The following is a 23,319-nucleotide window of genomic DNA, read 5'->3' on the forward strand; positions in this document are numbered from 1 at the left end:
CGGTTACCTTCCGGGCGGCGCCTCGGCAGCAGCAGCCGCCGCGAGCTCACCGCTGCGGTAGAAGGAGAAGGCCTTGGTGACCTTCTCGGGGGAACCGGCCACGACGATGGTGTCGCCGGGGAAGACCACGAAGTCGGCCGAGGGGGCCGGGTTGGCGCTGTCGCCACGGACCACCGCGACGACGGTCAGGCCGATGAAGCCCGAGTCGTGCAGGTCGCCGAGCGGCTTGCCGGCGATGGCGTCGTCGTAGTCGACGGAGAACCAGTCGATGGACAGGCCGGGGATCTCGTCGAGCTTGTCGAGGCCCTCCGTGATCCGGGTGCCGCCGAGGAGCTCGGCGAGCGTGTGGGCCTCGTCGTCGCTGAGGCGCAGCGAGACCTTCTCCGACTTGTCGGCGCCGTCCGAGACGTCGGCGAAGGAGATGAGGTCGGAGTGACCCGACCGGTGCGTGATGACCCCGCACTTGCCACCGTCGTCGGTGTAGAAGCTGTGCAGTACGCCGACTCCGGGGAGTTTGACGCGATGAACGTCGACCATGATGGCTCCCTTTCCCAGGACTCCCATGCTAACCACCGAAGGGGTCCGTCCATTCCGCCGTCTGCTCTTCTGTGGAGGCCGTCTACTGTTCTGTGCATGGGGAGAACTCGGATCGTCGTGGCCGTCGTCGGGGTGCTGGTCGTCACGGTGTACGCGGCGCTGCTGGCCGTGCAGCAGCTCGTGCTGGATCCGCTCGCGGCGGTGCCCGGCACCTCGCTCGGCGCGATCCACGCGCACCTCGAACGGCAGGGGTTCGACGTCCGCGGTGACGTCGTGGCCGTCCTCGTCACCGCGTCGATCGGCGTCGCCCTGGCGATCGTGGTCGCCACGGTGACGCTGCGCAGGCGCGTGGAGCCGCACTTCGTCATCGCCTGGATGCTCGGGATCATCGCCGCGGGCGCGGTCCCCTTCTTCGTCGCCGGCTTCCAGCTCGGCATGGACGTCGCCGACGGCTACGGCGTCAGCGGCGGCGCCCACACCGTCTGGGCCGGTGTCCTCTTCGTCACGAGTGCGGTCGCGCTGGTCGCGATCCCGGTGGTGCTCGTGTTCGGCGAGCGACGCCGCGCCCTCCGCACCACGTCGACGACGCTGGTCGCCTGACGGACGCGGGTCGCGCCTCCAGCCCGGCAGCACCAGCCGGGAGGCGCGACTCCCCTCGTCGACGCTCGTCGCGTCCGACCGGGGCCGGGTCTACTCCGGTTCGCTCGTCTTCTCGCCGATGACCTGCTCGTCGGACGCCTTGGCGCCCTCGGCGCCGTCGCTGCGGCCGCCACCGGGGACGACGTCGTCCTCGTCGAAGCCGAAGGCGATGTCCGGGGCCTCGAGGCGGACGCGGTCAGCGGACTCGTCGTCGGGCTGGAGCTGCGACTCGCGCTCGGCCGCGACCCGCTTGCGGTAGTTCGCCACCTCGGCCTCGGTCTGCTCCTGGTCCCAGCCGAGCACGCCGGCCATCAGCCGTGCGGCGACGGGGGCGGCTGAGTCACCGCGGTCCCAGGCCTCGATCGAGATGCGGGTGCGGCGGGCGAGGACGTCCTCCAGGTGCAGGGCACCCTCGTGCGAGGCCGCGTAGACGACCTCGGCGCCGATGTAGTCGTCGGCGCCCGGCAGGGCCTCGGCGAGTGCCGGGTCCTCCTTCACGAGCTGCAGCACCTCGGTGGTCAGCGTGCCGTAGCGGTTCAGCAGGTGCTCGATGCGGACCTTGTGCAGGCCGAACGAGCGAGCGGTGCGACCGCGCTTGTTCCACGCGGCCGGGTAGCCCTCGGCGCCGAGCAGCGGGATGTCCTGCGTGGTGGACGCCGGGATCGTGCCGTCCATCGCGGCGACGGCCTCGTCGATGGCGTCCTTGCCCATCACGCGGTAGGTCGTCCACTTGCCACCGGCGACGACGACCAGGCCGGGCGCGGTGTGGGTGACGACGTGCTCGCGGCTGAGCTTCGAGGTCTGGTCGGACTCGCCGGCGAGCAGCGGGCGGAGGCCGGCGTAGACGCCCTCGACGTCCTCGCGCGTCAGCGGGACCCGGAGGACGGTGTTGACGTGCTCGAGGATGTAGTCGATGTCCGCCGCGGTGGCCGCCGGGTGCGCCTTGTCGAGGTACCAGTCGGTGTCCGTCGTGCCGACCAGCCAGTGCCGGCCCCACGGGATCACGAACAGCACGCTCTTCTCGGTGCGCAGGATCATGCCCATGTTCGACTGGAAGCGGTCGCGCGGGATGACGAGGTGCACGCCCTTCGACGCCCGGACCTTGAACTGCCCGCGGGTTCCGACCATCGCCTGGGTGTCGTCGGTCCAGACGCCGGTCGCGTTGACGACCTGCTTGGCCCGGATGTCGAACCGCTCGCCCGTCTGGATGTCGTGCGCGTGGGCACCGACGACGCGCTCCCCGACCTTGATGAAGCCCTCGATGCGGACTCGCGCGGCGGCGTGGGCACCGTAGGCCGCGGCGGTCCGGACGAGCGAGGACACGTAGCGGGCGTCGTCGACCTGCGCGTCGTAGTAGGTCATGCCGCCGACGAAGGCGTCCTTCTTCAGGGACGGCATCGACTTCAGCACCTGCGTGCGGCTGAGGTGGCGGTGGTGCGGGACGCCCGGAGGACGACCGCCGGACCAGCTGAAGGCGTCGTACATCGCCATGCCGATCCCGATGTAGAAGCGCTCCCACACGCGGTGGTTGAGCGGGTAGAGGAAGCGGACCGGCTTCACCAGGTGCGGGGCGATGCGCTGCAGCAGCAGGCCGCGCTCGATGAGGGCCTCGCGCACCAGGGCGAAGTTGAGCTGCTCGAGGTAGCGGATGCCGCCGTGCACGAGCTTCGACGACCGGCTCGACGTCCCCGAGCCCCAGTCGCGTGCCTCGACGATGCCGACGCTGAGACCGCGGGTCACGGCGTCGAGGGCGCTCCCGCCACCGACGATCCCGCCGCCGACGACCAGGACGTCGAGCTCCTTCGTCTTCAGCGTCTCGATGGCCGCCGCCCGTTCGTCCGGGCCGAGCTTCGCCCGCGGGTCGAAGCCCGCCGTGCCGAACGCACCTGTCGGTGCCTTCTTGCCTGAGACCGTCGTTGCCATGGTCGCCTCCGCGCACCCGAGCACCTGTGTGCTCTGCTCAGGAGCACCCGCGCGCCCCGGTGCGGAGCGTTCGCGTGCTCTGCTCAGGCGCCGGGCGTCACCCGGAGGACCGGGCGCACCGCCGTCAGCGGTGGTACGGCGCCACGACCACTTCTACTCGCTGGAACTCCTTGACGTCGGAGTACCCGGTCGTCGCCATCGACCGACGCAGGGCACCGACGATGTTGGCGCGGCCGTCCCAGGTCGGCGTGGGGCCGTTGAGGACGTCCTCGAGCGGGGCGATCGTGCCGACCTCGACCCGGCGGCCGCGGGGCAGCTCCGGGTGGTGGGCCTCGGCACCCCAGTGGAAGCCGCCGCCGGGTGCCTCGGAGGCACGGGCGAGCACGGTGCCGAGCATGACGGCGTCGGCACCCATCGCGATCGCCTTGACGACGTCGCCAGCGGTGTCGAGGCCGCCGTCGGCGATGACGTGCACGTAGCGGCCGCCGGACTCGTCCATGTAGTCACGTCGGGCACCGGCGATGTCGGCCACGGCGGTCGCCATCGGCGCGTGGATGCCGAGCGCCGCGCGCGTGGTCGACGCCGCACCGCCGCCGAAGCCCACCAGGACGCCGGCAGCACCGGTGCGCATCAGGTGCAGCGCGGCCGTGTAGGTCGAGGCGCCGCCGACGATCACGGGGACGTCGAGCTCGTAGATGAACTTCTTGAGGTTGAGCGGCTCGGTGTTCTGCGAGACGTGCTCGGCGGACACGGTGGTGCCGCGGATGACGAACAGGTCGACACCGGCGTCGACGACCGTCTTCGAGAACTCCTGGGTGCGCTGGGGGCTGAGCGAGCCGGCGACCGGGACACCCGCGGCACGGATCTCGGCCAGGCGCGCGGTGATCAGCTCGGCCTTGACCGGCTCGGCGTAGATCTCCTGCATGCGCTTCGTGACGTTGCCGTCGGTGAGCGCGCGGATCTCGGCGTAGTAGGGCTCGGGGTCCTCGTACCGGGTCCAGAGGCCCTCGAGGTCGAGCACGCCGAGGATGCCCAGGCGGCCCATCTGGATCACCGTGGCAGGCGAGGACACGGAGTCCATCGGTGCCGCGAGGATCGGCGCCTCGAAGGTGAAGGCGTCGATCGACCACTGGACGCTGACGTCCTGCGGGTCGCGGGTGCGCCGCGAGGGGACCACTGCGATGTCGTCGAACGCGTACGCCCGACGTCCGCGCTTGCCTGCACCGATCTCGACTTCACTCACCCGGCAAGCCTAGCGGGCGCGGGGCGGGTCAGCGCGGGCGGCGGCGCTTCCGGCGGAGCATGCGGAGGGTCAGCCCGAGCCCGAGCGCCAGCACGATGAGCACGACGAGCAGCGCCGCGGCGACCTTGACGAGCAGCGCCGCTCCGATGAAGAGCACCGCGAAGACCACCCACACGAGGATGTCCATCGCGATGCTCGAGACCCGGTCCACCTGCGGAACGCTACCTGCTCGGCGGGGGCGAGCCGAGCCTCCAGGCCGTGCCGCGCTGCGCTGTTCCGTGCCGCGCTGCGCTGTTCCGTGCCGTGCTGTGCCGTGCCGTGCGCGCGGCCCGCGAACTGCCGAGCGGTCACGACACCCCGTCGGTTCCGCGTCCACCGGTCGCGATGTGTGGAGTGCACGGGTGCGGAACGACGGATCGTGCCTGCTCGGTGGACGTGAGCGGTGTCCCGTGACCGGCCACCGAGCCCAGCGGGCGGTCACGATCACGGACGAGGGAAAGGGGCCGTGCGGCGCTGACGCGACTTCGCACGACCCCTCTCGTGCCGGCACCGCCCCCACAGCGGCACCGGCGATGTCGGCCCCGCTCAACGAGCGTGGCCGACGTCGACTCCGCTCAACGAGCGGCGTCGACGTCCTTGGCGAGCGTCCCGAGGTAGAGCTCGATGACCTTGGGGTCATCAGCGAGCTCCCGCCCGGTGCCCGAGTACGCGTTCCGACCCTGGTCGAGCACGTACCCACGATCGCAGATCTGGAGACAGCGTCGCGCGTTCTGCTCGACCATGATGATCGACACCCCCGCCTTGTTGATGCGCCGGGTGCGGATGAAGGTCTCGTCCTGGCGCACCGGGGACAGTCCGGCGCTCGGCTCGTCGAGCAGCAGCACCTTCGGGTCCATCATCAGCGCCCTGGCCATGGCGACCGACTGCCGCTCACCACCGGACAGCGATCCGGCGCGCTGGCCCTTCCGCTCGCCGAGGACGGGGAACAGGTCGTAGATGACCTCGAGCCGTTCGGAGAACTTCTTCGGGCGGAGGTAGATCCCCATCTGCAGGTTCTCCTCGATCGAGAGCGAGGGGAACACGTTGTTCGACTGCGGCACGAAGCCGACGCCGGCCTGCACGAGCTTGTTCGCCTTCATGTTCGTGATGTCGGCGCCCTCGAGGGTCACCGAGCCCTCGCGGACCGAGACCAGGCCGAAGAGGGCCTTGAGCAGCGTGGACTTGCCGGCGCCGTTCGGGCCGATGATCCCGATGAGCTCGCCCGGGTAGCACTCCAGGTCGCAGCCGTTGAGGATGTTGACGCCCGGCAGGTACCCGGCGACGAGCCCGCTGGCCCGCATCACCGGCTCCAGGGTGGCCGTGCCCGATCCCGCTGCCGGACTGGAGGCTCGCCCCGCGTCCGCGCCGCTCGTCGCGTGGGACCCGTTGGTCGCGTGGGACCCGTTGGTCGCGTCGGTCATCGGGTGGCCTTCCCGTCGGCGGCGTCGGCCGCGTCTGCTGTGGTGTCGTGCGTCGCGCCTGGCGCCGCGTGGTCCTCGTCGGCGACCTCCTCGGCGAGCTCCTCGTAGGTCTCCTCGGTGAGGAGCGAGTCGTCGCCCAGGTCCGTGTCGTGGTGTGCGCCCAGGTAGGCGTCGATGACGGCCTGGTCGTCCATCACGGTCGTGGCAGGTCCCTCGGCGACGACACGGCCCTCGGCCATCACGACGACCCAGTCCGAGATGTGCCGGACCATGTGCATGTCGTGCTCGACGAACAGCACGGTCATGCCGTCGTCGCGCAGGGACTGGATGTGCCCGAGGAGCGACTGGGTCAGCGCGGGGTTCACGCCGGCCATCGGCTCGTCGAGCATGATCATCGTCGGGTCGGACATGAGCGCCCGTGCCATCTCGAGGAGCTTCCGCTGGCCGCCCGAGAGCGAGCCCGCGTAGTCGTCCTTCTTCTCGAGGAGCTTGAAGCGGGCCAGGAGGTCCTCGGCCTTCGCCGTGATCTCCTTCTCGCGCTTCGACCACAGCGGGCGGATGAGCGCGGCGAAGAAGTTCTCGCCGGGCTGGTCCTTCGCACCGAGGAGCATGTTCTGCATCACGGTGAGGCGGGACAGCGCCTTGGTCAGCTGGAACGTGCGGACCATGCCGGCTCGGGCGACCTTCGCGGCACCGGTGTTGCCGAGCGTCGCGCCGTTGAACTGCCAGCGGGCTTCTTTCCCGCTCGTCGGCTTGTCGAAGCCGGTGAGCAGGTTGAAGAACGTGGTCTTGCCGGCACCGTTCGGGCCGATCAGCGCCGTGATGGAACCACGCTGGACCTCGAGGTGGTCGACGTCGACCGCCGTCATGCCGCCGAACTTCCGGCTGATGTTGTCGACCGTCAGGATCGCGTCGGGCTTCGCTGCCCCGGGCGTGTGCGACACCGTGGTCGCGGGTGCGTGCTGCTCAGACACTGAACGTCAGCTCCTTCTTGTTGCCGAGGAGTCCCTGGGGGCGGAACACGATGAGGAGCATGAGCGCGACGCCGACGAGCACGTAGGAGAACTGCTCCGCCTGCTGCGCGTTCATGATCGAGTTCGGGATGAAGTCCCCGGCCAGGGTGCGGATGCCGAGTCGGACGACGAAGAACAGCACGGCTCCGAGCACGGGGCCGAACACCGTCGCCGCCCCACCGAGGATGAGCGCCGTCCAGATGAAGAAGGTCATCGAACGACCCATCGCGTCCGGCTGCACCGAACTCGGGATGACGTAGATGATGCCGGCGAGTGCTCCGAGCGCACCACCGAACACGAGCGCCTGCATCTTGTACGAGTAGACGCTCTTGCCGAGCGAGCGCACGGCGTCCTCGTCCTCGCGGATGGCCTTCACGACACGGCCCCAGGGGCTGCGCATGAGCAGGAACAGCACCAGCGTGAACAGGGCGACGAGGCCCCAGCCGACGATCCGGATCCACCAGCCGTTGACGCCGTTGTTGGAGTACGTGAACCACAGGATCGTGGTGGTGCCGTCGGGCAGGAAGCTCAGGGCGTTGAACGGGTCGCGGTAGCTCGAGCCGGTGATGCCGTTCGAGCCGCCCGTGGTCGTGGTCAACAGACTCGAGCGTCCGACCATCCGGATGATCTCCGCACCGGAGATCGTCACGATCGCCAGGTAGTCGCCGCGGAGCCGGAGCGTCGGGATGCCGAGGATGATCGCGAACACGATCGAGACCAGCAGGGCGACCAGGACGGCCATCCCGAGGGGCAGGCCGTTCGTGATCGAGATGGCGAACCCGTAGGCGCCGAGCAGCAGGAACGCCGCCTGACCCATGTTGACGAGTCCGGTGAGGCCGAAGTGCACGTTCAGCCCGATGGCGGCGAGCGCGAACGCGGCCGTCGTGGGCGCGAGGGCCTCCTGCGTCAGAGAACTGAGGAGGTTGAGGATGTAGTCCATGGCGGCGCTCCCTTAGCCGATCCGCTCGGCGCGGCCGAAGATGCCCTGCGGCCGGAACAACAGGATGAGGATGAGGATGACGAGGGCGGTGGCGTACTTGAAGTCACCCGGCAGCACGAGGTTCGTGAGCTCGACGACGACGCCGATGATCATCGACCCGGCGAGGGCGCCGTAGGCGGTACCGAGGCCACCGAGCGTCACCGCCGCGAACATGAGCAGGAGCAGCTGCAGGCCGGTCTGCCAGTTGACGCCGTTGAGCACGAGGCCGAGCATCACGCCCGACAGCCCGGCGAGACCGGCGGCGAGCGTCCACACGAAGCGGATCACCCGGTCGACGTCGATGCCGGACGCCGATGCCAGGGCCGGGTTGTCCGACACCGCGCGGGTGGCCCGGCCGAAGCGGGTCTTCGCGAGGAACAGCCCGGTGAGGATGAGCACGACGAGCGCGATGGCCATCGCCACGTAGGACTGCACGGTCAGGGTCACCCCGGCGAACGTCACCGTCTGGGGGTTGCTCTGCTGGATGCGGACGGTCGAGGCGCCGAAGAAGTACTGGAAGGCGTACTGCGCCGCGATCGAGAGACCGATGGTGACGATCATCAGCTGCGTGAGGCTGATGCGGCGGCGCCGGAGCGGACTCCAGATCACCATGTCCTGCAGGTACCCGCTCGCCGCGCAGATGATCACGACGATCACCCCAGCGACCCAGATGTTCATGTGGAGCTGGTTGGCGAACGTGTACGCGAGGAGGCCACCGAGGGTGACCTGCTCACCGTGCGAGAAGCTCGACAGGCCGGTCGTGCCGTAGATCAGCGACAGACCGATCGACGCCAGGGCGATGAGCAGCCCGAGCCGGATGCCGGACACGAACTGCTGCCATGCCCGCGCCGCGGTGACGCTGGTGCCGGCCTCGGACGTGGTGGCGCCCTCTTGGTCCGACAGCTGGAAGATCTGTCCGGCGTTCGCGTTGAGGTTCGCCTGCACGGTGCGCTTGGCGTCGGCGGCGTTCGTCAGGAACTGGCCCTTGGGCAGCGTGTCCTGGTCGACGGTGACCGAGTACTGGCCCGCTGCCGGCACACTCACGGCCCAGCGGCCCTGCGCGGACGTGGTGGACGTCGCCGCGAAGCCGGCGGGCCCCGCCACGTCGACGTCCACGCCGACGGCGGGCTCCCTTTTGCTGTCGAGGATCGTGCCCTGGATGCAGCCGTTCGACGTGCTCACGGTGCAGGGCTGGTTCGACGACGGGGCCGAGCTGGCGCTCGCACTCGCCGTCGCGGCGGGGGTGGCGCCCTGGGCGGGGATGGTCACCGCCCAGTCGATCAGGAAGGTCGCCAGGAAGGCCGCGACGAGCACGACGACGAGCACCAGTCGACGACGACCTGGCGCACCGGGGCGGAACCGGCGCAACAGCGCCGGCCCCGCAGGAGTTGTGGATCCCACGGAAGAGCCTCTCGTTCGGATGCCGAGGAACCTATGGGCTTTTTGTGACACCCGTGTTTCCAACGTGTTCCCTGTGTGATTCGTGCCGTAACTGTGATGCTGTGGAGGAACGGTGGGCAAGTCCTCCACAGCCGGAATGCGCATCGCGGCTCCCGCGTTAGCATGTTCCATCCGGAACCCGACGCTGCGTCCGGTGCCTCGACCACTTCACGCGCCCACGAAGGGGACCCATGGACCAGCCGGATCCGTTCGGATTCATCGGACTCACGTACGACGACGTCATGCTCCTGCCCGGGCACACCGACGTCATCCCGAGCGAGGCGTCGACCGCGTCCCGGCTCACCAAGCGGATCTCCGTCAGCGTCCCGCTGCTCTCGGCGGCGATGGACACCGTCACCGAGTCCCGCATGGCCATCGCCATGGCGCGACAGGGTGGCATCGGCATCCTGCACCGCAACCTCTCCATCGAGGACCAGGCCGCCTACGTCGACAAGGTCAAGCGGTCCGAGTCGGGCATGATCACCAACCCGGTGACCACGACCCCGGACGCCACCGTGGCCGAGGTCGACGCGCTCTGCGGCCAGTTCCGCGTCTCCGGTCTCCCCGTGGTCGAGGCCGACGGCACCCTCGTCGGCATCATCACCAACCGCGACATGCGCTTCGTCGCACCGTTCGAGCAGCAGACCACGCTCGTCCGCGACGTCATGACGAAGGCCCCGCTGATCACCGCGCTCGAAGGCATCGACCCCGAGTCGGCGATCGCGATCTTCGCGCAGCACAAGATCGAGAAGCTCCCGCTCGTCGACGCGGACGGCAAGCTCCGCGGGCTCATCACCGTCAAGGACTTCGACAAGAGCGAGCAGTACCCGGACGCCACCAAGGACGACGAGGGCCGGCTGCGCGTCGGCGCGGCGATCGGGTTCTTCGGCGACGCCTGGCAGCGTGCCGAGGCGCTCCGTGACGCCGGCGTCGACGTGCTCGTGGTCGACACCGCGAACGGCGAGAGCGAAGGCGTGCTCGACATGGTCCGCCGCCTCAAGGCCGACCGGTCCTTCGACTCCATCGACGTGATCGGCGGCAACGTCGCGACCCGTGCCGGTGCCCAGGCGCTCATCGACGCCGGTGTGGACGCCGTCAAGGTCGGCGTCGGCCCCGGCTCCATCTGCACCACCCGTGTCGTCGCCGGCGTCGGCGTCCCGCAGGTGACCGCGGTGTACGAGGCCTCCCTCGCCGCGCGAGAGGCCGGCGTCCCGATCATCGCCGACGGCGGGCTGCAGTACTCGGGCGACATCGCCAAGGCCCTGGTCGCCGGTGCCGACACCGTGATGCTCGGTTCCCTGCTCGCGGGCACGGACGAGTCCCCCGGGGACCTGGTCTTCGTCAACGGCAAGCAGTTCAAGGCGTACCGCGGGATGGGCTCCCTCGGCGCACTGCAGACGCGTGGCAAGAAGACCTCGTACTCGAAGGACCGCTACTTCCAGGCGGACGTCCCGAACGACGACAAGCTCATCCCCGAGGGCATCGAGGGCCAGGTCCCCTACCGCGGCTCGGTCGGCAACGTCGTGTACCAGCTCACCGGCGGGCTCCGGCAGTCGATGTTCTACGTCGGCGGCCGCACGATCCCCGAGCTCAAGGCCCGCGGCAAGTTCGTCCGCATCACCGCGGCCGGGCTCAAGGAGTCGCACCCGCACGACGTGCAGATGGTCGTCGAGGCCCCGAACTACAGCCGCTGACGCACCACCCGCACGCCTGACGCCCCCTGGTCAGCGAGACACCGCCGGATCCGGCACCGTCTCGCCGACCAGGGGGCGTCTCGCCGTCCACCCGAGGAGACCGACGCCCCGCGGAGACCGACGCCCCGCGGAGACCGACGTCCCGAGGGCTCAGGCGGAGCGCCAGTCGTCCGACGTGATGTGCGATCCTCCGTGCGGCCCCATCTGCAGCATGCCGCCGTCCACAGGCAGCGACACCCCCGTGATGTACGACGATGCCGGCGAGGCGAGGAACGCCACCGCCGCCGCGATCTCCCACGCGTTCCCCGGCCGACCGAGCGGCACCCCGGGGCGGGAGATCGTCTGCGGGTCCTCGTCCTCGGCGCCGGTCATCCGCGTCGCGATCTCGCCGGGTGCGACCGCGTTCGACGTGATCCCGTACTGGGCGAGTTCGATCGCGATGGTCTTCAGCAGGCCGCCGAGTCCGTGCTTCGCGGCGTCGTACGCGCTCGACCCGTACCGCGGCTGGTGCTCGTGCACGCTCGTGATGCCGATGATGCGCCCACCCGTGCCCTGCTCGACCATCCGACGAGCGGCGGCCTGGATCGTGACGAACGCCCCGTCCAGGTCGGTGGACACCGTGTGCCGCCACTGGTCGAGCGTCATCTCGAGGAACGGCGCGTTGTCGCCGGTACCGGCGTCGGCGACGATCACGTCGACACCGCCGAGCTGCTCGACGAGGCGGTCGATCACGGCTCCGGCACTGGCGAGGTCGCTGACGTCGATCTGCTCGACGAAGGCCTGGCGTCCGGCGGCGCGGACCTCCTCGGCGGTCTCGTTCGCACGGTCGGGCTCGGACAGGTAGGTGATGCCGACGTCCATCCCCGCTGCGGCGAGCGCGACGGCGGTGGCGCGACCGATGCCGGATTCGGAACCGGTGACGATTGCTCTGGTGGGCTGGTAGTCGCTCATGCCTGCGGAACGTACGCCGAGCCTCCAGGGCGCCCTGCCGGACCATCCGCCCGGCGCAAGCAGCTCCGAGACCGGACCATCCGCCCGGCGCAGACCGCGCACTCAGCCCCGCGGCCCGACCCCGAACGTCCGCACAGCCTTCGTCACGGCTTCGTAACGAAACACTTTCCGTACCACCCCGTCACACGGGCGAAACACGCAGACCCTACTTTTGCTCGCATCCCCACGTGGAGGTGCCGCACTCGACCCGATGCGGCAACGGCCTCCGCGCACAGAAAGGGTTCCACGGATGATCAGAACCACCCGCGTCACCACGGCGCTGGCACTGGCGGGAGCGGCTGCGGTCCTGCTCGCGGCGTGCTCCACCTCCGGCAGCACCAGCCCGTCCTCGTCGGCCTCGGCCGCCAAGAAGGACCCGGCCTCGAGCTGCAAGGCGCCGTCGTCGCCCGGCACCGACGCGCTGAAGATCGGCACGATCCTGCCCCTCACCGGATCGCTGGCCTACCTCAACCCGCCCGCCGAGTCCGGCGTCGGCCTGGCCGTCGAGGACATCAACTCCGCTGGTGGGGTGCTCGACAAGGACGTCGCCATCTCGCCGCAGACCGACTCCGGTGACAGCACCGACATGACCGTGTCGAGCTCCGCGGCGACGAAGCTTGTCAACGCGAAGGTCCCGGTCGCGATCGGCGCCGAGTCCTCGTCCGTGACGCTCAACGTCATCGACCAGCTCACCAGCAACTGCATCGTCGAGATCTCGCCCGCGAACACCGCGTCCGACCTCTCGGGCTACTCGTCGTACTACTACCGGACCGCTCCGCCGGACTCGGTGCAGGGTTCGGCGCTCGGCCAGCTCGTCACCGGTGACGGCAACGCCAAGGTCGCGTTCCTCGTCTTCAACGACACGTACGGCACCGGCCTGCGCAACTCCGTGCAGGCGGCCGTCGAGGCCTCCGGCGGCCAGGTCGTCTACGGCGGCAAGGGCAAGGGCCAGGAGTTCCCGCCCGGCCAGACCACGTTCTCGTCCGAGGTGACGGCCGCGCTCGCGACCAAGCCTGACGCGATCGTCGTGCTGGCGTTCGACGAGACCAAGTCGATCATCCCCGAGCTCAAGTCGCAGAACGCGGACATGGCGAAGATCTACATGTCGGACGGCAACACGGCTGACTACTCGAAGGACTTCGACCCGGGCACGCTCGAGGGTGCCCAGGGCACCATCCCCGGCGCCTCGCCGAAGGACGACCTGAAGCAGCGCCTCGCCGAGTTCTACAAGAAGTCCTCCGGCAAGGTGCTGGCCGACTACTCGTACGCGGCGGAGTCCTACGACGCCACCACCCTCGCCGCCCTCGCAGCGGTGAAGGGCAAGGGCACCGACTCCGGGACCATCCAGGCCAACATGGACAAGGTCTCCGGCGTCGACGGCGGCACCGAGTGCGCCACGTTCAAGGACTGCAAGACGCTCCTCGACGGCGGCAAGGACATCCACTACACGGGTCCGTCCGGCATCGGTCCGTTCGATGCGAACAACGACCCGTCCACCGCCTACATCGGCATCTACAAGTTCGACGGCGACAACAAGCCGGTCTACCAGAGCGCCATCCAGGGCGCCGTCAAGAAGTAGCACCGCACCACCACTGAACGGCCCCGGGAGCTCGGCTCCCGGGGCCGTTCCGCGTCCGGTGAGGGCGGACGGGAGGCTCGGCTGGCGTCCGTCAGGCCGCTCGACGCGGCAGCACGGTGCGGCGGGCGCGGTGCGCAGCCATCAGGGAGTCGGTGGTCAGGATCAGCAGGGCGACCCAGACGATCCCGAAGCCGATCCAGCGCGAGGCCGACATCGCCTCGTGCTGGACCACGACGCCGACGACGAGCTGCAGCACGGGCGTGAGGTACTGCGTCAGCCCGAGCGTCGAGAGGGACAGCCGACGGGCGGAGGACGCGAACAGGAGCAGCGGCACCGCGGTCGCCGGGCCGGCGCCGAGCATCAGGAGCACGTGTACCCAGCCCTCGGACCCGAACGTGATCCCGCCCGCGACGCCCGTCGCCCCGAGCACGACGAGGGCGACGACCGCGAGCGGCGTCAGCCACATCGTCTCGATCGTCAACCCGCTGAGGGCGTCGACCGTCCCGCCGACGCGCTTCTTCACCAGGCCGTAGAGCCCGAAGGAGAACGCCAGCGCGAGCGAGATCCAGGGCATCTGGCCGTACCCGACGGCGATCACCACGACGGCCACGACGCTGAGCCCGACCGCTGCCCACTGCACCGGGCGCAGCCGCTCGTGGAGCAGGACCACGCCGAGTGCGATCGTCACGAGCGGGTTGATGAAGTACCCGAGCGCGGCCTCGACCGTGTGACCCGTCGTCGTCGCGAGGACGTACACGGTCCAGTTCACGAGGATGAGCACGGCGGCGATCGCCATCACGCCCATCATGCGGCGCTGGGCGACGAGGGACCGGGTCCGGAGCCACGACCGGGTGAGCGCGATGCCGACCAGGCAGAAGAGCAGCCCGACGACGATGCGCCAGGCCACGATCTCGAACGCGCTGGCGGGTGCCATCGCCACGAAGAGCAGCGGCATCAGCCCCCAGAGCCCGTACGCGATGACCGCCTGCAGGACCCCGACCGACGCCTCGCTCCGCACCACGCGCTCTGTCACGCACCAATGCTACGGACGCGCGTCGACGCGGCGGACGCAGCGTGAGCCTCCCGGCTGGCCCGGACCGTCCCCGGAACGCACGAACGCCCCGTCAGCGCGGGGCTGACGGGGCGTTCGAGGAGTGGAGCTGTCTCAGTGCTCGATGACCGCGAGGACGTCGCGGGCGGAGAGGACCAGCAGGTCCTCGCCCGAGTACTTGACCTCGGTTCCGCCGTACTTCGAGTAGATGACCTTGTCGCCGACGGCGACGTCGAGGGGGACGCGGTTGCCGTTGTCGTCGATGCGACCCGGACCCACGGCCACGACCTCGCCCTCCTGCGGCTTCTCCTTCGCGGTGTCCGGGATGACGAGACCGGATGCAGTGGTCTGCTCCGCCTCGACCTGACGGATGACGATGCGATCTTCGAGCGGCTTGATGGTGACGGCCACGGTGACCTCTTCTTTCTCGGTACTGACTGGTACAGATGAAAACCGGTTGGCACTACGCGCACGAGAGTGCCAGGTCCAACTGTAGGGGGCGGCTGGCACTCGGTCAATCCGAGTGCCAGGTCTCCTGGTGATGACAGGATCGTCTCATGGACGCTGCCGAACTCGCTCAGCTGCTGACCCCGGACGGCATGGCGCTGCTCGACCGCACCCCGGCGGTCTCCGACGGCGGTGAGATCGTCCGCGTGGTGTCCCGGCTGCGTGCCGAGGGCCACGACCCCGGACTCGTCGCAGCGGTGCTGACGCAGGCGAAGCTCCGCCAGAAGGCGCGGGGCAAGTTCGGCGACTTCGCGAGCCGGATGCTCTTCACCGAGGCGGGGCTCGAACAGGCCACCCGACTGTCCGTCGCCGCACAGCACGCCGGACGGTTCGCCGCCGCCGGCTTGCGCCGGGTCGCGGACCTGGGGTGCGGCATCGGTGGGGACGCGATGGCGATGGCGGCGCTCGACCTGGACGTGACGGCGGTCGACCGCGACGAGGTCACGGCAGCGGTGGCGACGCACAACCTCGCGCTCTGGCCGGACGCCCGCGTCGAGCTCGGGGACGCGGCCGCCTTCGACCTGACCCGCGTCGACGGCGTGTGGATGGACCCCGCACGGCGCACCACCGGGCACACGAACACCCGTCGCCTGGCGGACCCGGACGACTGGTCACCGTCGCTCGACACCGTGTTCGCCGCCGCGACGACCACCCCGACGGGCGTGAAGCTCGGACCGGGCATCGACCGCGACCTGGTCCCCGACACCGCCGAGGCGCAGTGGACGTCCGTCGACCGGGAGGTCGTCGAGCTCGCCCTGTGGTTCGGCCCGCTCGCACGACCCGGCATCCGGCGCGCGGCGACCGTCATCGGCGCGCACGGCATCGCGGAGCTGACCGCCGACGGCGACACCGAGGACGTCGACACGGGGCCGCTCGGCGAGTACCTCTACGAGCCCGACGGCGCCGTGATCCGCGCCCGGTTGATCGGCGACCTCGCACGGCAGCTCGACGGGCGGATGCTCTCCGAGGGCATCGCCTACGTCAGCGCCGACCGTGCCGTGACGACGCCGTTCGCGCAGGGGTTCCGCGTGCTCGACACGATGCCGCTCGACGTGAAGAAGCTCGCCGCACGCCTGGCCGCCGACGGCGTGGGCACGGTCGAGATCAAGAAGCGGGGCGTCGACGTCGACCCGGCCGAGTTCCGGAAGCGCCTCCGGTTGCGCGGGGGCACGGGCCGGGTGACGCTCGTGCTCACCCGGCTCGAGGGGCGGCACACGGCGGTGCTCTGCGAGCGGCTCTGACGCAGGGGCGTCCGGGCCGTCAGCGGCGCACCGCCGTCAGTGTCGTCAGCGTCGTCAGCTGATGAAGGCGCCGGAGTCGTAGCTGCCGTAGTCGGTGTAGCCGCCGGCCTGCCCGAAGGCGAACACGACCACGATGATCCAGAGGAGCCAGAAGCCCGTCATCACCCAGCCGGCGATGATGCCGGTGAGTGCGAGGCCGCGGCCGTTCTCACCGGTCTGCTTGATCCTCCGGAGCGCCACGTGGCCGAGGATCGCACCGGCGGGACCGACCAGGATCGCGATGAAGAAGAACGGGATCGCGCCGAGTCCGAACACGATCGACAGGATCGACAAGAGGTTCGTCTTGGGTCGTTGCGCGTAGGGCTGGTAGCCGGTGTTCGCGTAGGCGCCGGGCTGGGCGTACTGCTGCGAGTACGGGTTCGACGCGGCGTAGGGGTTCTGCGGGGCGCCGTACTGCGGCTGCTGGCCGTACTGGCCCTGATTCTGGCCCGGCCCCTGGTTCTGACCCTGGCCGTACTGGCCGTACTGCTGCTGCTGGCCCTGGCCCTGGCCCTGGCCCTGGCTCTGGCCCGGCTGCTGCCCGTACTGCTGCTGCGGCTGCTGCTGCTGCTGCTGCTGCTGGCCGTACTGCCCCTGACCGCTCTGCCCGTACTGCCCGGGCTGCTGGTACGGGTTCGCCTGGGGCTGACCCGGCTGCTGGTACGGGTTCTGCTGGTACGGGTTCTGCTGCTGCGGGGCATCCTGCCCGTACCCACCGGGCTCGGCCGCCGATCCGGGTGCTGGTGCCGACGCGTCCGGCTGCTGTCCGTCCGGCCGCTGCTCGCCCGGCTTCGGCCACTGGTTCTGATCGGACACGATGCACCCCTCCCGACGACCCGTGCGGCCGTCGCCTGCAAGCCTGCCACAGGCGCGGACCCGCCGACCCAGCCCTGTTCGGGGCGGCACGGGGGCGGACCAGCAGCTGCGGCCGGCGCTCAGACCTGGACGGTCGTCACCGGCAGCGTGGAGTCCGCGGCGATGTCGAGGTCGCTCGGCGCGTGCCCCTCCGCGACCAGCCGCGCCCCGACGGCCGCGATCATCGCACCGTTGTCGGTGCAGAGGTCGAGCGGGGGGATGCGGAGCGCGACGCCGGCCTCGGCGCAGCGGGCCTCGGCCACGGCGCGCAGGCGGGCGTTCGCCACGACGCCGCCGCCGAGCAGGAGCCGGTCCACCCCGGTGTCCCGGCAGGCGTTGAGCGCCTTGGTCAGCAGCACGTCGACGACGGCCTCGCGGAAACTGGCGGCGACGTGGGCGACGGGGACCTCGCGCCCGTCGTCGCGGCAGCGCTCCACCCAGCGCGCGACGGCGGTCTTCAGCCCGGAGAACGAGAAGTCGTACCGGTGCGCGGCCATGTCCTTCGGCAGGGTCAGCCCACGGGGGAACCGGATGGCGGTCGGGTCACCGTCGGCAGCGGCGCGGTCGATCTGCGGCCCGCCCGGGTACGGCAGCCCCAGGAGTCGTGCGACCTTGTCGAACGCTTCGCCCGCGGCGTCGTCGATGGTCTCGCCGAGGAGCTCGACGTCGCCGACCAGGTCCCGCACGAGGAGCAACGAGGTGTGCCCGCCGGACACCAGCAGCGCCACGGTCGGGAGCTCGATCGCACTGCCGTCCGCACGCAGGACGTCCGCCCCGACGTGGCCCACCAGGTGGTTCACGCCGTAGAGCGGCTTGCCGGTGGCCACGGCGAGCGCCTTCGCGGCCCCGACCCCGACCATGAGGGCGCCGGCGAGCCCCGGGCCCGCGGTGACCGCGACGGCGTCGAGTTCGTCGAGCGTGACGCCGGCCTCGGCGAGCGCCTGGGTGAGCGTGGGCGTCATCGCCTCGAGGTGGGCGCGTGCGGCGACCTCGGGCACGACGCCGCCGTAGCGCGCGTGCTCGTCCATGCTCGACGCGATGACGTTCGCGAGCAGGGTGGTCCCGCGGACGATGCCGACGCCCGTCTCGTCGCACGAGGTCTCGATGCCGAGCACGAGCGGTTCACGCATCGAAGGTCTCCTGTCCGATCGGGCCGGGCCCGGTCCGCGGCGGTGCGGCCGACACCGGCGGCAGCTCCGCCCGCATCACCCACGCGTCGGCCCCGTCCGGCTGGTAGTAGCGGGGTCGGACGGCGATCTGCTCGAACCCGAACCCGGTGTACATGGTCTGGGCGACGGGGTTGTCCGCGCGGACCTCGAGGAAGACCTCGTGCACGCCACGACGCCGGGCCTCGTCGAGGAGCTCGGTGAACAGCGTCCGGCCGATGCCCTGCCCGCGGTGCTCCGCCGACACCGCGATGGTCTGCACGTCGGCCACCGGGTTGCCGGGCAACGAGGACAGCCCCGCGTACCCGACGACCGTCGATGCGCCCTCCCCGGTCGTCTCGACGACGACGTAGTACCCGTGCGGGGAGTACAGCTCCCCGGACATCTGCGACGCCGACCAGGCGTCGGTCGGGAACGAGGCGTGCTCGAGCCACATCACGTCGTCGAGGTCCTGCGGGTGGGCGCGCCGCAGGCGCAGCCCGTCGGGCAGCGTCACCGCGCGACCCGCTTCGGAGCGCCGGGCACGGTCACGTCGGGCTCGCGGAGGTAGAGCGGGGCGTCCTCGGCGAAGGGTGCGCCGGAGGCGAGCCGGTCCGCGGCGAGCACCCCGAGCCTCCCGGCGGGGACGGTGGCTGCGGTGACCCGCCGGAACGCCCCGGAGGCTCCCAGCACGTCGTCCAGGTCCGCCGGCTTGGCGAGTCCGGGCCCCGCGGTGCGCGTGCCGGCCTGGTCGTGGACGCTCCAGTGGACCTCGCGTCGGCGGGCGTCCGTCAGGACGACGAAGGGGCCGGCGTCGGCGGGGTCGGTCGCGGCGACGTCCGCCGCGACCGCGTCGTGGCTGACGAGCGGCAGGAACGGGACGGCTCGCGCGGCCGCGAAGGTCCGGGCGGCGGCGATCCCCACGCGGAGGCCAGTGAAGGGTCCGGGGCCCATGCCGGCGACGACGCCGGTGACGTCTGCGGGGGTGATGCCGGCGGACGTGAGGACCTCGGCGAGGAAGGGGCCGATGACCTCGGCGTGCCGGCGGGTGTCCTCCGTCGAGCGCTCAGCGAGGACCCGGCGGGTCGCAGAGTCGACGACGGCGACGGAGGTCCCGGCGGAGGTGTCGATCGCGAGCAGCACCCGTCCATCGTAGGCGGCTCGGGAGCCCCGCCGGGGTCTAGGCCGCAGGCTGTGGACGGAGCGTCCCGGGTCCCACGGGCAGGACGCCGACGCGGTACTCGTACCCCTGGTCAGCGGGGGCGACGGTGATGTGCGCGGCTCCGAACCGCCACGCGCGGTTGTAGCAGTAGACGCCGATCTCGGTGTCGCCGTCCGGCACCGCCCAGGTGCCGACGCCCCACTGGGCGGGCTGGCCGACGCCGTTGATCGTGACGGTCGGACGGGCGAACCACGTCAGCAGCGGGCGGGTGATCCGGAGTTCGACACGGCGTCGTGTCGTCCCCGAGGGCAGTGTCGAGTCCACCGCCGAAGCATACGGGTCACGCCTCCTCCTTCCGGACGATGTCCGAGACCTCGTCCTTCCTCCGGTCGTCCCAGACGACGGCTGTTCCTAGCGTCGTGGTGTGACCGATCGACGGTTGCGGATCGACACGGAGGACATCATGACCACCATCACCCCGACCAGGGCGACGCCCGACACGGGAGGTGCCCCGAACCTCATCCGGCGCCACCCGCTCGTCGCGTTCGCGGTCCTCGCGTGCGGCCTGAGCTGGCTCGCCTGGCTGCCGTACATCCTGTCCCCGCACGGGCTCGGCGTGTGGGACGTCCACGTGCCGGAGATGCTCGGCTCGGCACAGCTCGCCGGGGTCCTGCCGGGTGCGCTCCTCGGCCCGCTCGGTGCCGCGTTCCTGGTCACCGCGGTCACCGACGGCCGTGCCGGTCTCCGCACCTGGGTCGGACGGCTCTGGAAGTGGCGGGTCGCGTGGCAGTGGTACGTGCTCGCGCTCGTCGCGGTGCCGCTCGTGGTGGTGGCCGCAGGCGCGATCGCGTCCGGCGGGGTCGTCAACCCACCGTCGCTGCTGGCGCTCGCCACGATCGTCCCGGCGCTCGCGCTGCAGATGGTGACGACCGGGCTGTCCGAGGAACCGGGCTGGCGCGACTTCGCGCTCCCCCGTCTCCAGCGTCGCTTCGGCCCGCTCGGTGCCGCCGCCGTCCTCGGCCCGCTCTGGGCGCTCTGGCACATGCCGCTCTTCTTCAGCGACTGGGGCGGGTGGCCCGACGCGCACTGGACCGCGCCGCTGGTCTTCGCCGGCTTCACGATCACCTTCAACGTCGTGATGGCGTGGGTGTTCAACCGCACGGGTCAGAGCCTGCCGCTGTCGGTGCTCCTGCACGTCGGCGTGAACAACACCGTCTCCGTGCTCTGGACCGACATGTACCCGGGCATCGACGCTGACCGCGGCGTGCTCGTGCTCTTCATCGGGGCCACGGTCGCTGCCCTGGCGATCATCATCGGCACCCGCGGACGACTCGGCTACACCGGCGACCACGACGACACCGTCGTGCACGGCTCCGACCAGCGCTTCGTAGACTCGGCTCATGGCCACCGCTGACGCCCGGACGAGCGCCGACGTGTCCATCCGTCGCCGTGACGTCGTCGTCGCCGCCGTCACCGCCCTGGTCTCGATCGGGCTGCTGCTCTCGCTCCCCGCGATCGACGCCGCCGACCCCGACGGCTCGTCACTCGGTGTGCCCCCGCTCGGGACCGGGGCAGGTTCCGGCGGCTGGTGGCTGCTGCTGGTCGTGCTCCTCGTGCAGTCCGCCGCGCTCCTGCCGGTCCGTCGCCTGCCGGGGTCCGTCCTCGTCGCCACGGCGGCACTCGCCGTCGTCCCCGCGGCGGTCGCTGGTGCCCTGTACGGCATGAGCGCCCTCCCCGTCGGCGTCGCCGTCGTCCTGCTCGTGTTGACCATCCCGCCCCTCCGGCGCTGGCCGGCCCTGGTGGCCGCGGCAGCGCTGGTGGCGACCGGTGTGACGGTCAACATGCTCGTCGCGTTCGGCGCGCCGCTGGCCGCCGCGGTCGGCCAAGGGCTCCTGCAGGCGGTCGGCGTCGTCGCCCTCCCCCTGCTCGCCGCCCTCGTCGTGCGGTCCCGCCGCGAGGTCGGCGCCGCCCGCCGCGACGAACAGCGCGCCCTGGTCGGCGAACGCGAGGCCATGGTCGACGCCACCCTCGCCCGCGAACGCGCAGAGATGGCCCGTGAGCTCCACGACATCGCCGCGCACCACCTGTCCGGCATCGCCCTGATGGCCGGCGTCGTCGACCGACAGATCGACACCGACCCGGAGCAGGCGCACGCCGGTGTCCGCCAGGTGCGCGACCAGAGCAGCGCGGTGCTCGACGACCTCCGCCGACTCGTCGGACTGCTCCGTGACGAGTCCGCTGCCGCCGAACGCTCCGTCGAGACGTTCGCCACACTGCCCGAACTGGTCGCGCGGACACCGGGCGACGTCCGCTTCTCGGTCCTCCGCCCGCTGGGCTCCGACGACGACGGACCGTTCGGTGCCGGGATCGGCCCGCTCGCGCAGCTGGCCGCGTACCGCACCGTCCAGGAGGCCCTGGCCAACGCCGCCATGCATGCTCCGGGCACCGCGTGCTCCGTCCAGGTCGACGACCGGTCAGCAGAGCAGGTCACGGTCGCCGTCCACAACGACCCGCCGTCGGCGACGCCGGTCGCGCGGTCCTCGGCGGGCGGGTTCGGGTTGCTCGGCATGCGCGAGCGTGCGGAACTCGTCGGAGCCACCGTGAGCGTCGGGCCCGCTGCGGACGGCGGCTGGGACGTCCGCCTGGTGCTCCCACGCGAGGGGTCCTCCCGGTGATCCGCGTGCTCGTCGCCGACGACCAGGCCCTCGTCCGTGCCGGCATCTCGGCGCTGCTCGGCGCCGAGGAGGACATCGAGGTCGTCGGTGTCGCGTCGGACGGCATCGAGGCGCTGGCCCTGGCGAGGAGCACGCGCCCGGACGTGGCGTGCCTGGACATCCGGATGCCCGGCCTGGACGGCATCGAGGTCGCACGCGCGCTGTGCGGCCCCGATGCCGACCCCGCCGTGCCCGCGCTGATGCTCACCACGTTCGACCTCGACGACTACGTCTTCGGTGCCCTCGAAGCGGGCGCGTCCGGGTTCCTGCTCAAGGACGCCGACCCGGACACGATCATCGGCGCCGTCCGCCAGGTCGCCGCCGGCAACGGCACGCTCGACCACCAGCTGACCAAGCGCGTGCTCCGCGAGTTCGTCGAGCGCCGGCAGCTGCAGCCGGTGACCGGGGCACGGGCGGATGACCTGCTCACCGCCCGCGAGCACGACGTGCTGCTGCTCCTGGCACAGGGGCTGTCGAACGAGGACATCGCGACCGAGCTCGTCGTCGAGCTGTCCACGGTGAAGTCCCACGTCGCGCGGATCCTGCCGAAGCTCGGCGTCCGGTCGCGCCTGCAGGCCGTGGTCTGGGCCTACCAGAACCGCGTCGTCCTGCCGCCGGAGGCCTAGAGGGTGACGCCGTCCCACCGTGCGCCGGTCGCCGTGACGACGACACGGCGCGGCTCGTCGGGGACGTCGTCCGGGTCGAGGTCGTCCGCGAGGACATCGACGTCGGCCCCGGTCGCGCGGGTGATCTCGACGTCGAGCACGGCGTCGCTGATCCCGTCCACCATCCCACGGCCCCACTCCACCACGACGATCGCACCGTCCCAGTCGAGGTCGAGGTCGTCGAGCTCCACCGGGTCACTCAGCCGGTAGGCGTCGACGTGCACCAGGTCCGGCCCGGCCGTCGTTGGGTGGGTCCTGGCGAGCACGAACGTCGGGCTCGACACCTGGCCCCGGGCACCGAGCGCGGCACCGAGGCCCCGCGTCAGCGTGGTCTTGCCGGCACCGAGCGGCCCCGTCAACACGACGAGGTCCCCGGCGCGCAGCACGGCCGCCAACCGCGCCCCGAGTGCACCCATCTCGGCCGTGTTCAGGACGCTGGTGTC

24 protein-coding genes are annotated in these 23,319 nt (G+C 71.0%); 7 read left to right on the forward strand and 17 right to left on the reverse strand.

Features of this window, described 5'->3' with window-relative positions; genetic code table 11:
* Positions 1-3: 3 nt before the first annotated feature.
* Complete coding sequence (locus OVA28_RS02365; protein ID WP_194663092.1) at positions 4-537, reverse strand: cation:proton antiporter regulatory subunit; 534 nt, start codon at positions 535-537, stop codon at positions 4-6.
* A gap of 96 nt (positions 538-633) precedes the next feature.
* Here OVA28_RS02365 and OVA28_RS02370 point away from each other — a divergent pair, with 96 nt between their 5' ends.
* On the forward strand, positions 634-1,137 hold the full coding sequence (locus OVA28_RS02370) for a hypothetical protein (RefSeq protein ID WP_268095625.1): 504 nt from the start codon (positions 634-636) through the stop codon (positions 1,135-1,137).
* Positions 1,138-1,227: 90 nt separating this feature from the next.
* On the opposite strand, the gene OVA28_RS02375 is transcribed toward OVA28_RS02370, so the two are convergent.
* From OVA28_RS02375 to OVA28_RS02405, 7 genes are all read right to left on the reverse strand, one after another.
* Entirely contained in the window at positions 1,228-3,099 is a 1,872-nt protein-coding gene (locus tag OVA28_RS02375) for a glycerol-3-phosphate dehydrogenase/oxidase (protein WP_194663088.1), read from the reverse strand.
* 124 nt (positions 3,100-3,223) lie between these two features.
* Positions 3,224-4,342, reverse strand: coding sequence for a GuaB3 family IMP dehydrogenase-related protein (locus OVA28_RS02380; protein ID WP_071276610.1), 1,119 nt, complete (start codon positions 4,340-4,342; stop codon positions 3,224-3,226).
* A gap of 28 nt (positions 4,343-4,370) precedes the next feature.
* Positions 4,371-4,553 (reverse strand): hypothetical protein, encoded by a 183-nt coding sequence (locus OVA28_RS02385; RefSeq protein ID WP_194663086.1) that lies wholly within the window; start codon positions 4,551-4,553, stop codon positions 4,371-4,373.
* Between the two features lie 403 nt (positions 4,554-4,956).
* Positions 4,957-5,682, reverse strand: a complete 726-nt coding sequence (locus tag OVA28_RS02390; RefSeq protein WP_228505998.1) for an ABC transporter ATP-binding protein — start codon at positions 5,680-5,682, stop codon at positions 4,957-4,959.
* A 116-nt stretch (positions 5,683-5,798) separates the two neighbouring features.
* Positions 5,799-6,776, reverse strand: a complete 978-nt coding sequence (locus OVA28_RS02395; protein WP_268095626.1) for an ABC transporter ATP-binding protein — start codon at positions 6,774-6,776, stop codon at positions 5,799-5,801.
* Positions 6,769-7,755 carry a branched-chain amino acid ABC transporter permease gene (locus tag OVA28_RS02400; protein WP_071276616.1) on the reverse strand — a complete coding sequence of 329 codons (987 nt, stop codon included), beginning with the start codon at positions 7,753-7,755 and terminating at the stop codon, positions 6,769-6,771. Before OVA28_RS02400 ends, OVA28_RS02395 begins: the two co-directional genes overlap by 8 nt.
* A 12-nt stretch (positions 7,756-7,767) precedes the next feature.
* Entirely contained in the window at positions 7,768-9,195 is a 1,428-nt protein-coding gene (locus OVA28_RS02405) for a branched-chain amino acid ABC transporter permease (protein WP_268095627.1), read from the reverse strand.
* Positions 9,196-9,425: 230 nt separating this feature from the next.
* Between OVA28_RS02405 and guaB the strand changes: the two genes are divergently transcribed.
* A complete protein-coding gene (gene guaB, locus OVA28_RS02410) occupies positions 9,426-10,928 on the forward strand; it encodes an IMP dehydrogenase (protein WP_268095628.1) in 1,503 nt (500 codons plus the stop codon).
* Between the two features lie 150 nt (positions 10,929-11,078).
* On the opposite strand, the gene OVA28_RS02415 is transcribed toward guaB, so the two are convergent.
* Positions 11,079-11,879, reverse strand: coding sequence for an SDR family oxidoreductase (locus OVA28_RS02415; RefSeq protein WP_194626322.1), 801 nt, complete (start codon positions 11,877-11,879; stop codon positions 11,079-11,081).
* A 289-nt stretch (positions 11,880-12,168) separates the two neighbouring features.
* Between OVA28_RS02415 and OVA28_RS02420 the strand changes: the two genes are divergently transcribed.
* Positions 12,169-13,497, forward strand: a complete 1,329-nt coding sequence (locus OVA28_RS02420; protein ID WP_268095629.1) for an ABC transporter substrate-binding protein — start codon at positions 12,169-12,171, stop codon at positions 13,495-13,497.
* 91 nt (positions 13,498-13,588) lie between these two features.
* Here the strand turns inward: OVA28_RS02420 and rarD are convergent, their stop codons facing one another.
* The gene (gene rarD / locus OVA28_RS02425; protein ID WP_268095630.1) at positions 13,589-14,530 is read right to left on the reverse strand and encodes an EamA family transporter RarD; all 942 of its coding nucleotides are present in this window, start codon (positions 14,528-14,530) and stop codon (positions 13,589-13,591) included.
* 132 nt (positions 14,531-14,662) lie between these two features.
* The gene (gene groES / locus OVA28_RS02430) at positions 14,663-14,959 is read right to left on the reverse strand and encodes a co-chaperone GroES (RefSeq protein WP_056121496.1); all 297 of its coding nucleotides are present in this window, start codon (positions 14,957-14,959) and stop codon (positions 14,663-14,665) included.
* A 146-nt stretch (positions 14,960-15,105) separates the two neighbouring features.
* Between groES and OVA28_RS02435 the strand changes: the two genes are divergently transcribed.
* Complete coding sequence (locus tag OVA28_RS02435) at positions 15,106-16,296, forward strand: class I SAM-dependent methyltransferase (protein WP_268095631.1); 1,191 nt, start codon at positions 15,106-15,108, stop codon at positions 16,294-16,296.
* A 54-nt stretch (positions 16,297-16,350) separates the two neighbouring features.
* Here OVA28_RS02435 and OVA28_RS02440 read toward each other — a convergent pair whose 3' ends face one another.
* From OVA28_RS02440 to OVA28_RS02460, 5 genes are all read right to left on the reverse strand, one after another.
* Positions 16,351-17,151: a DUF4190 domain-containing protein gene (locus OVA28_RS02440; protein WP_268095632.1), complete on the reverse strand. Its 801-nt coding sequence runs from the start codon at positions 17,149-17,151 to the stop codon at positions 16,351-16,353.
* Between the two features lie 119 nt (positions 17,152-17,270).
* On the reverse strand, positions 17,271-18,320 hold the full coding sequence (tsaD, locus tag OVA28_RS02445) for a tRNA (adenosine(37)-N6)-threonylcarbamoyltransferase complex transferase subunit TsaD (protein ID WP_268095633.1): 1,050 nt from the start codon (positions 18,318-18,320) through the stop codon (positions 17,271-17,273).
* The gene (gene rimI, locus OVA28_RS02450) at positions 18,313-18,852 is read right to left on the reverse strand and encodes a ribosomal protein S18-alanine N-acetyltransferase (RefSeq protein WP_268095634.1); all 540 of its coding nucleotides are present in this window, start codon (positions 18,850-18,852) and stop codon (positions 18,313-18,315) included. The genes tsaD and rimI overlap by 8 nt, the downstream gene beginning before the upstream one ends.
* On the reverse strand, positions 18,849-19,478 hold the full coding sequence (gene tsaB, locus OVA28_RS02455; RefSeq protein WP_268095635.1) for a tRNA (adenosine(37)-N6)-threonylcarbamoyltransferase complex dimerization subunit type 1 TsaB: 630 nt from the start codon (positions 19,476-19,478) through the stop codon (positions 18,849-18,851). The genes rimI and tsaB overlap by 4 nt, the downstream gene beginning before the upstream one ends.
* 37 nt (positions 19,479-19,515) lie before the next feature.
* Positions 19,516-19,821 carry a hypothetical protein gene (locus tag OVA28_RS02460; protein WP_268095636.1) on the reverse strand — a complete coding sequence of 102 codons (306 nt, stop codon included), beginning with the start codon at positions 19,819-19,821 and terminating at the stop codon, positions 19,516-19,518.
* A gap of 139 nt (positions 19,822-19,960) precedes the next feature.
* Between OVA28_RS02460 and OVA28_RS02465 the strand changes: the two genes are divergently transcribed.
* The 3 genes from OVA28_RS02465 to OVA28_RS02475 are packed head-to-tail and all read left to right on the forward strand — an operon-like array spanning position 19,961 to position 22,837.
* Positions 19,961-20,911, forward strand: coding sequence for a CPBP family intramembrane glutamic endopeptidase (locus OVA28_RS02465; protein ID WP_268095637.1), 951 nt, complete (start codon positions 19,961-19,963; stop codon positions 20,909-20,911).
* Complete coding sequence (locus OVA28_RS02470; protein WP_268095638.1) at positions 20,898-22,172, forward strand: sensor histidine kinase; 1,275 nt, start codon at positions 20,898-20,900, stop codon at positions 22,170-22,172. The genes OVA28_RS02465 and OVA28_RS02470 overlap by 14 nt, the downstream gene beginning before the upstream one ends.
* Complete coding sequence (locus OVA28_RS02475) at positions 22,169-22,837, forward strand: response regulator (protein ID WP_268095639.1); 669 nt, start codon at positions 22,169-22,171, stop codon at positions 22,835-22,837. Before OVA28_RS02470 ends, OVA28_RS02475 begins: the two co-directional genes overlap by 4 nt.
* Here OVA28_RS02475 and tsaE read toward each other — a convergent pair.
* A complete protein-coding gene (tsaE, locus tag OVA28_RS02480; protein ID WP_268098140.1) occupies positions 22,834-23,292 on the reverse strand; it encodes a tRNA (adenosine(37)-N6)-threonylcarbamoyltransferase complex ATPase subunit type 1 TsaE in 459 nt (152 codons plus the stop codon). The two genes, OVA28_RS02475 and tsaE, sit on opposite strands and share 4 nt — an antisense overlap.
* Between the last annotated feature and the right edge of the window lie 27 nt (positions 23,293-23,319).

Origin of the sequence: Curtobacterium sp. SL109 (assembly GCF_026672405.1) — a bacterium.
GTDB lineage: Bacteria > Actinomycetota > Actinomycetes > Actinomycetales > Microbacteriaceae > Curtobacterium.

Coding starts and splice junctions, on each gene's coding strand:
- OVA28_RS02420 (WP_268095629.1), top strand. CDS start 12,169: ATGATCAGAACCACCCGCGTCACCACGGCGCTGGCACTGGCGGGAGCG.
- guaB (WP_268095628.1), top strand. CDS start 9,426: ATGGACCAGCCGGATCCGTTCGGATTCATCGGACTCACGTACGACGAC.
- tsaE (WP_268098140.1), bottom strand. CDS start 23,292: ATGGGTGCACTCGGGGCGCGGTTGGCGGCCGTGCTGCGCGCCGGGGAC.
- tsaD (WP_268095633.1), bottom strand. CDS start 18,320: ATGCGTGAACCGCTCGTGCTCGGCATCGAGACCTCGTGCGACGAGACG.
- OVA28_RS02435 (WP_268095631.1), top strand. CDS start 15,106: ATGGACGCTGCCGAACTCGCTCAGCTGCTGACCCCGGACGGCATGGCG.
- OVA28_RS02375 (WP_194663088.1), bottom strand. CDS start 3,099: ATGGCAACGACGGTCTCAGGCAAGAAGGCACCGACAGGTGCGTTCGGC.
- OVA28_RS02415 (WP_194626322.1), bottom strand. CDS start 11,879: ATGAGCGACTACCAGCCCACCAGAGCAATCGTCACCGGTTCCGAATCC.
- OVA28_RS02465 (WP_268095637.1), top strand. CDS start 19,961: ATGACCACCATCACCCCGACCAGGGCGACGCCCGACACGGGAGGTGCC.
- OVA28_RS02470 (WP_268095638.1), top strand. CDS start 20,898: ATGGCCACCGCTGACGCCCGGACGAGCGCCGACGTGTCCATCCGTCGC.
- OVA28_RS02390 (WP_228505998.1), bottom strand. CDS start 5,682: ATGCGGGCCAGCGGGCTCGTCGCCGGGTACCTGCCGGGCGTCAACATC.
- OVA28_RS02365 (WP_194663092.1), bottom strand. CDS start 537: ATGGTCGACGTTCATCGCGTCAAACTCCCCGGAGTCGGCGTACTGCAC.
- OVA28_RS02370 (WP_268095625.1), top strand. CDS start 634: ATGGGGAGAACTCGGATCGTCGTGGCCGTCGTCGGGGTGCTGGTCGTC.
- OVA28_RS02400 (WP_071276616.1), bottom strand. CDS start 7,755: ATGGACTACATCCTCAACCTCCTCAGTTCTCTGACGCAGGAGGCCCTC.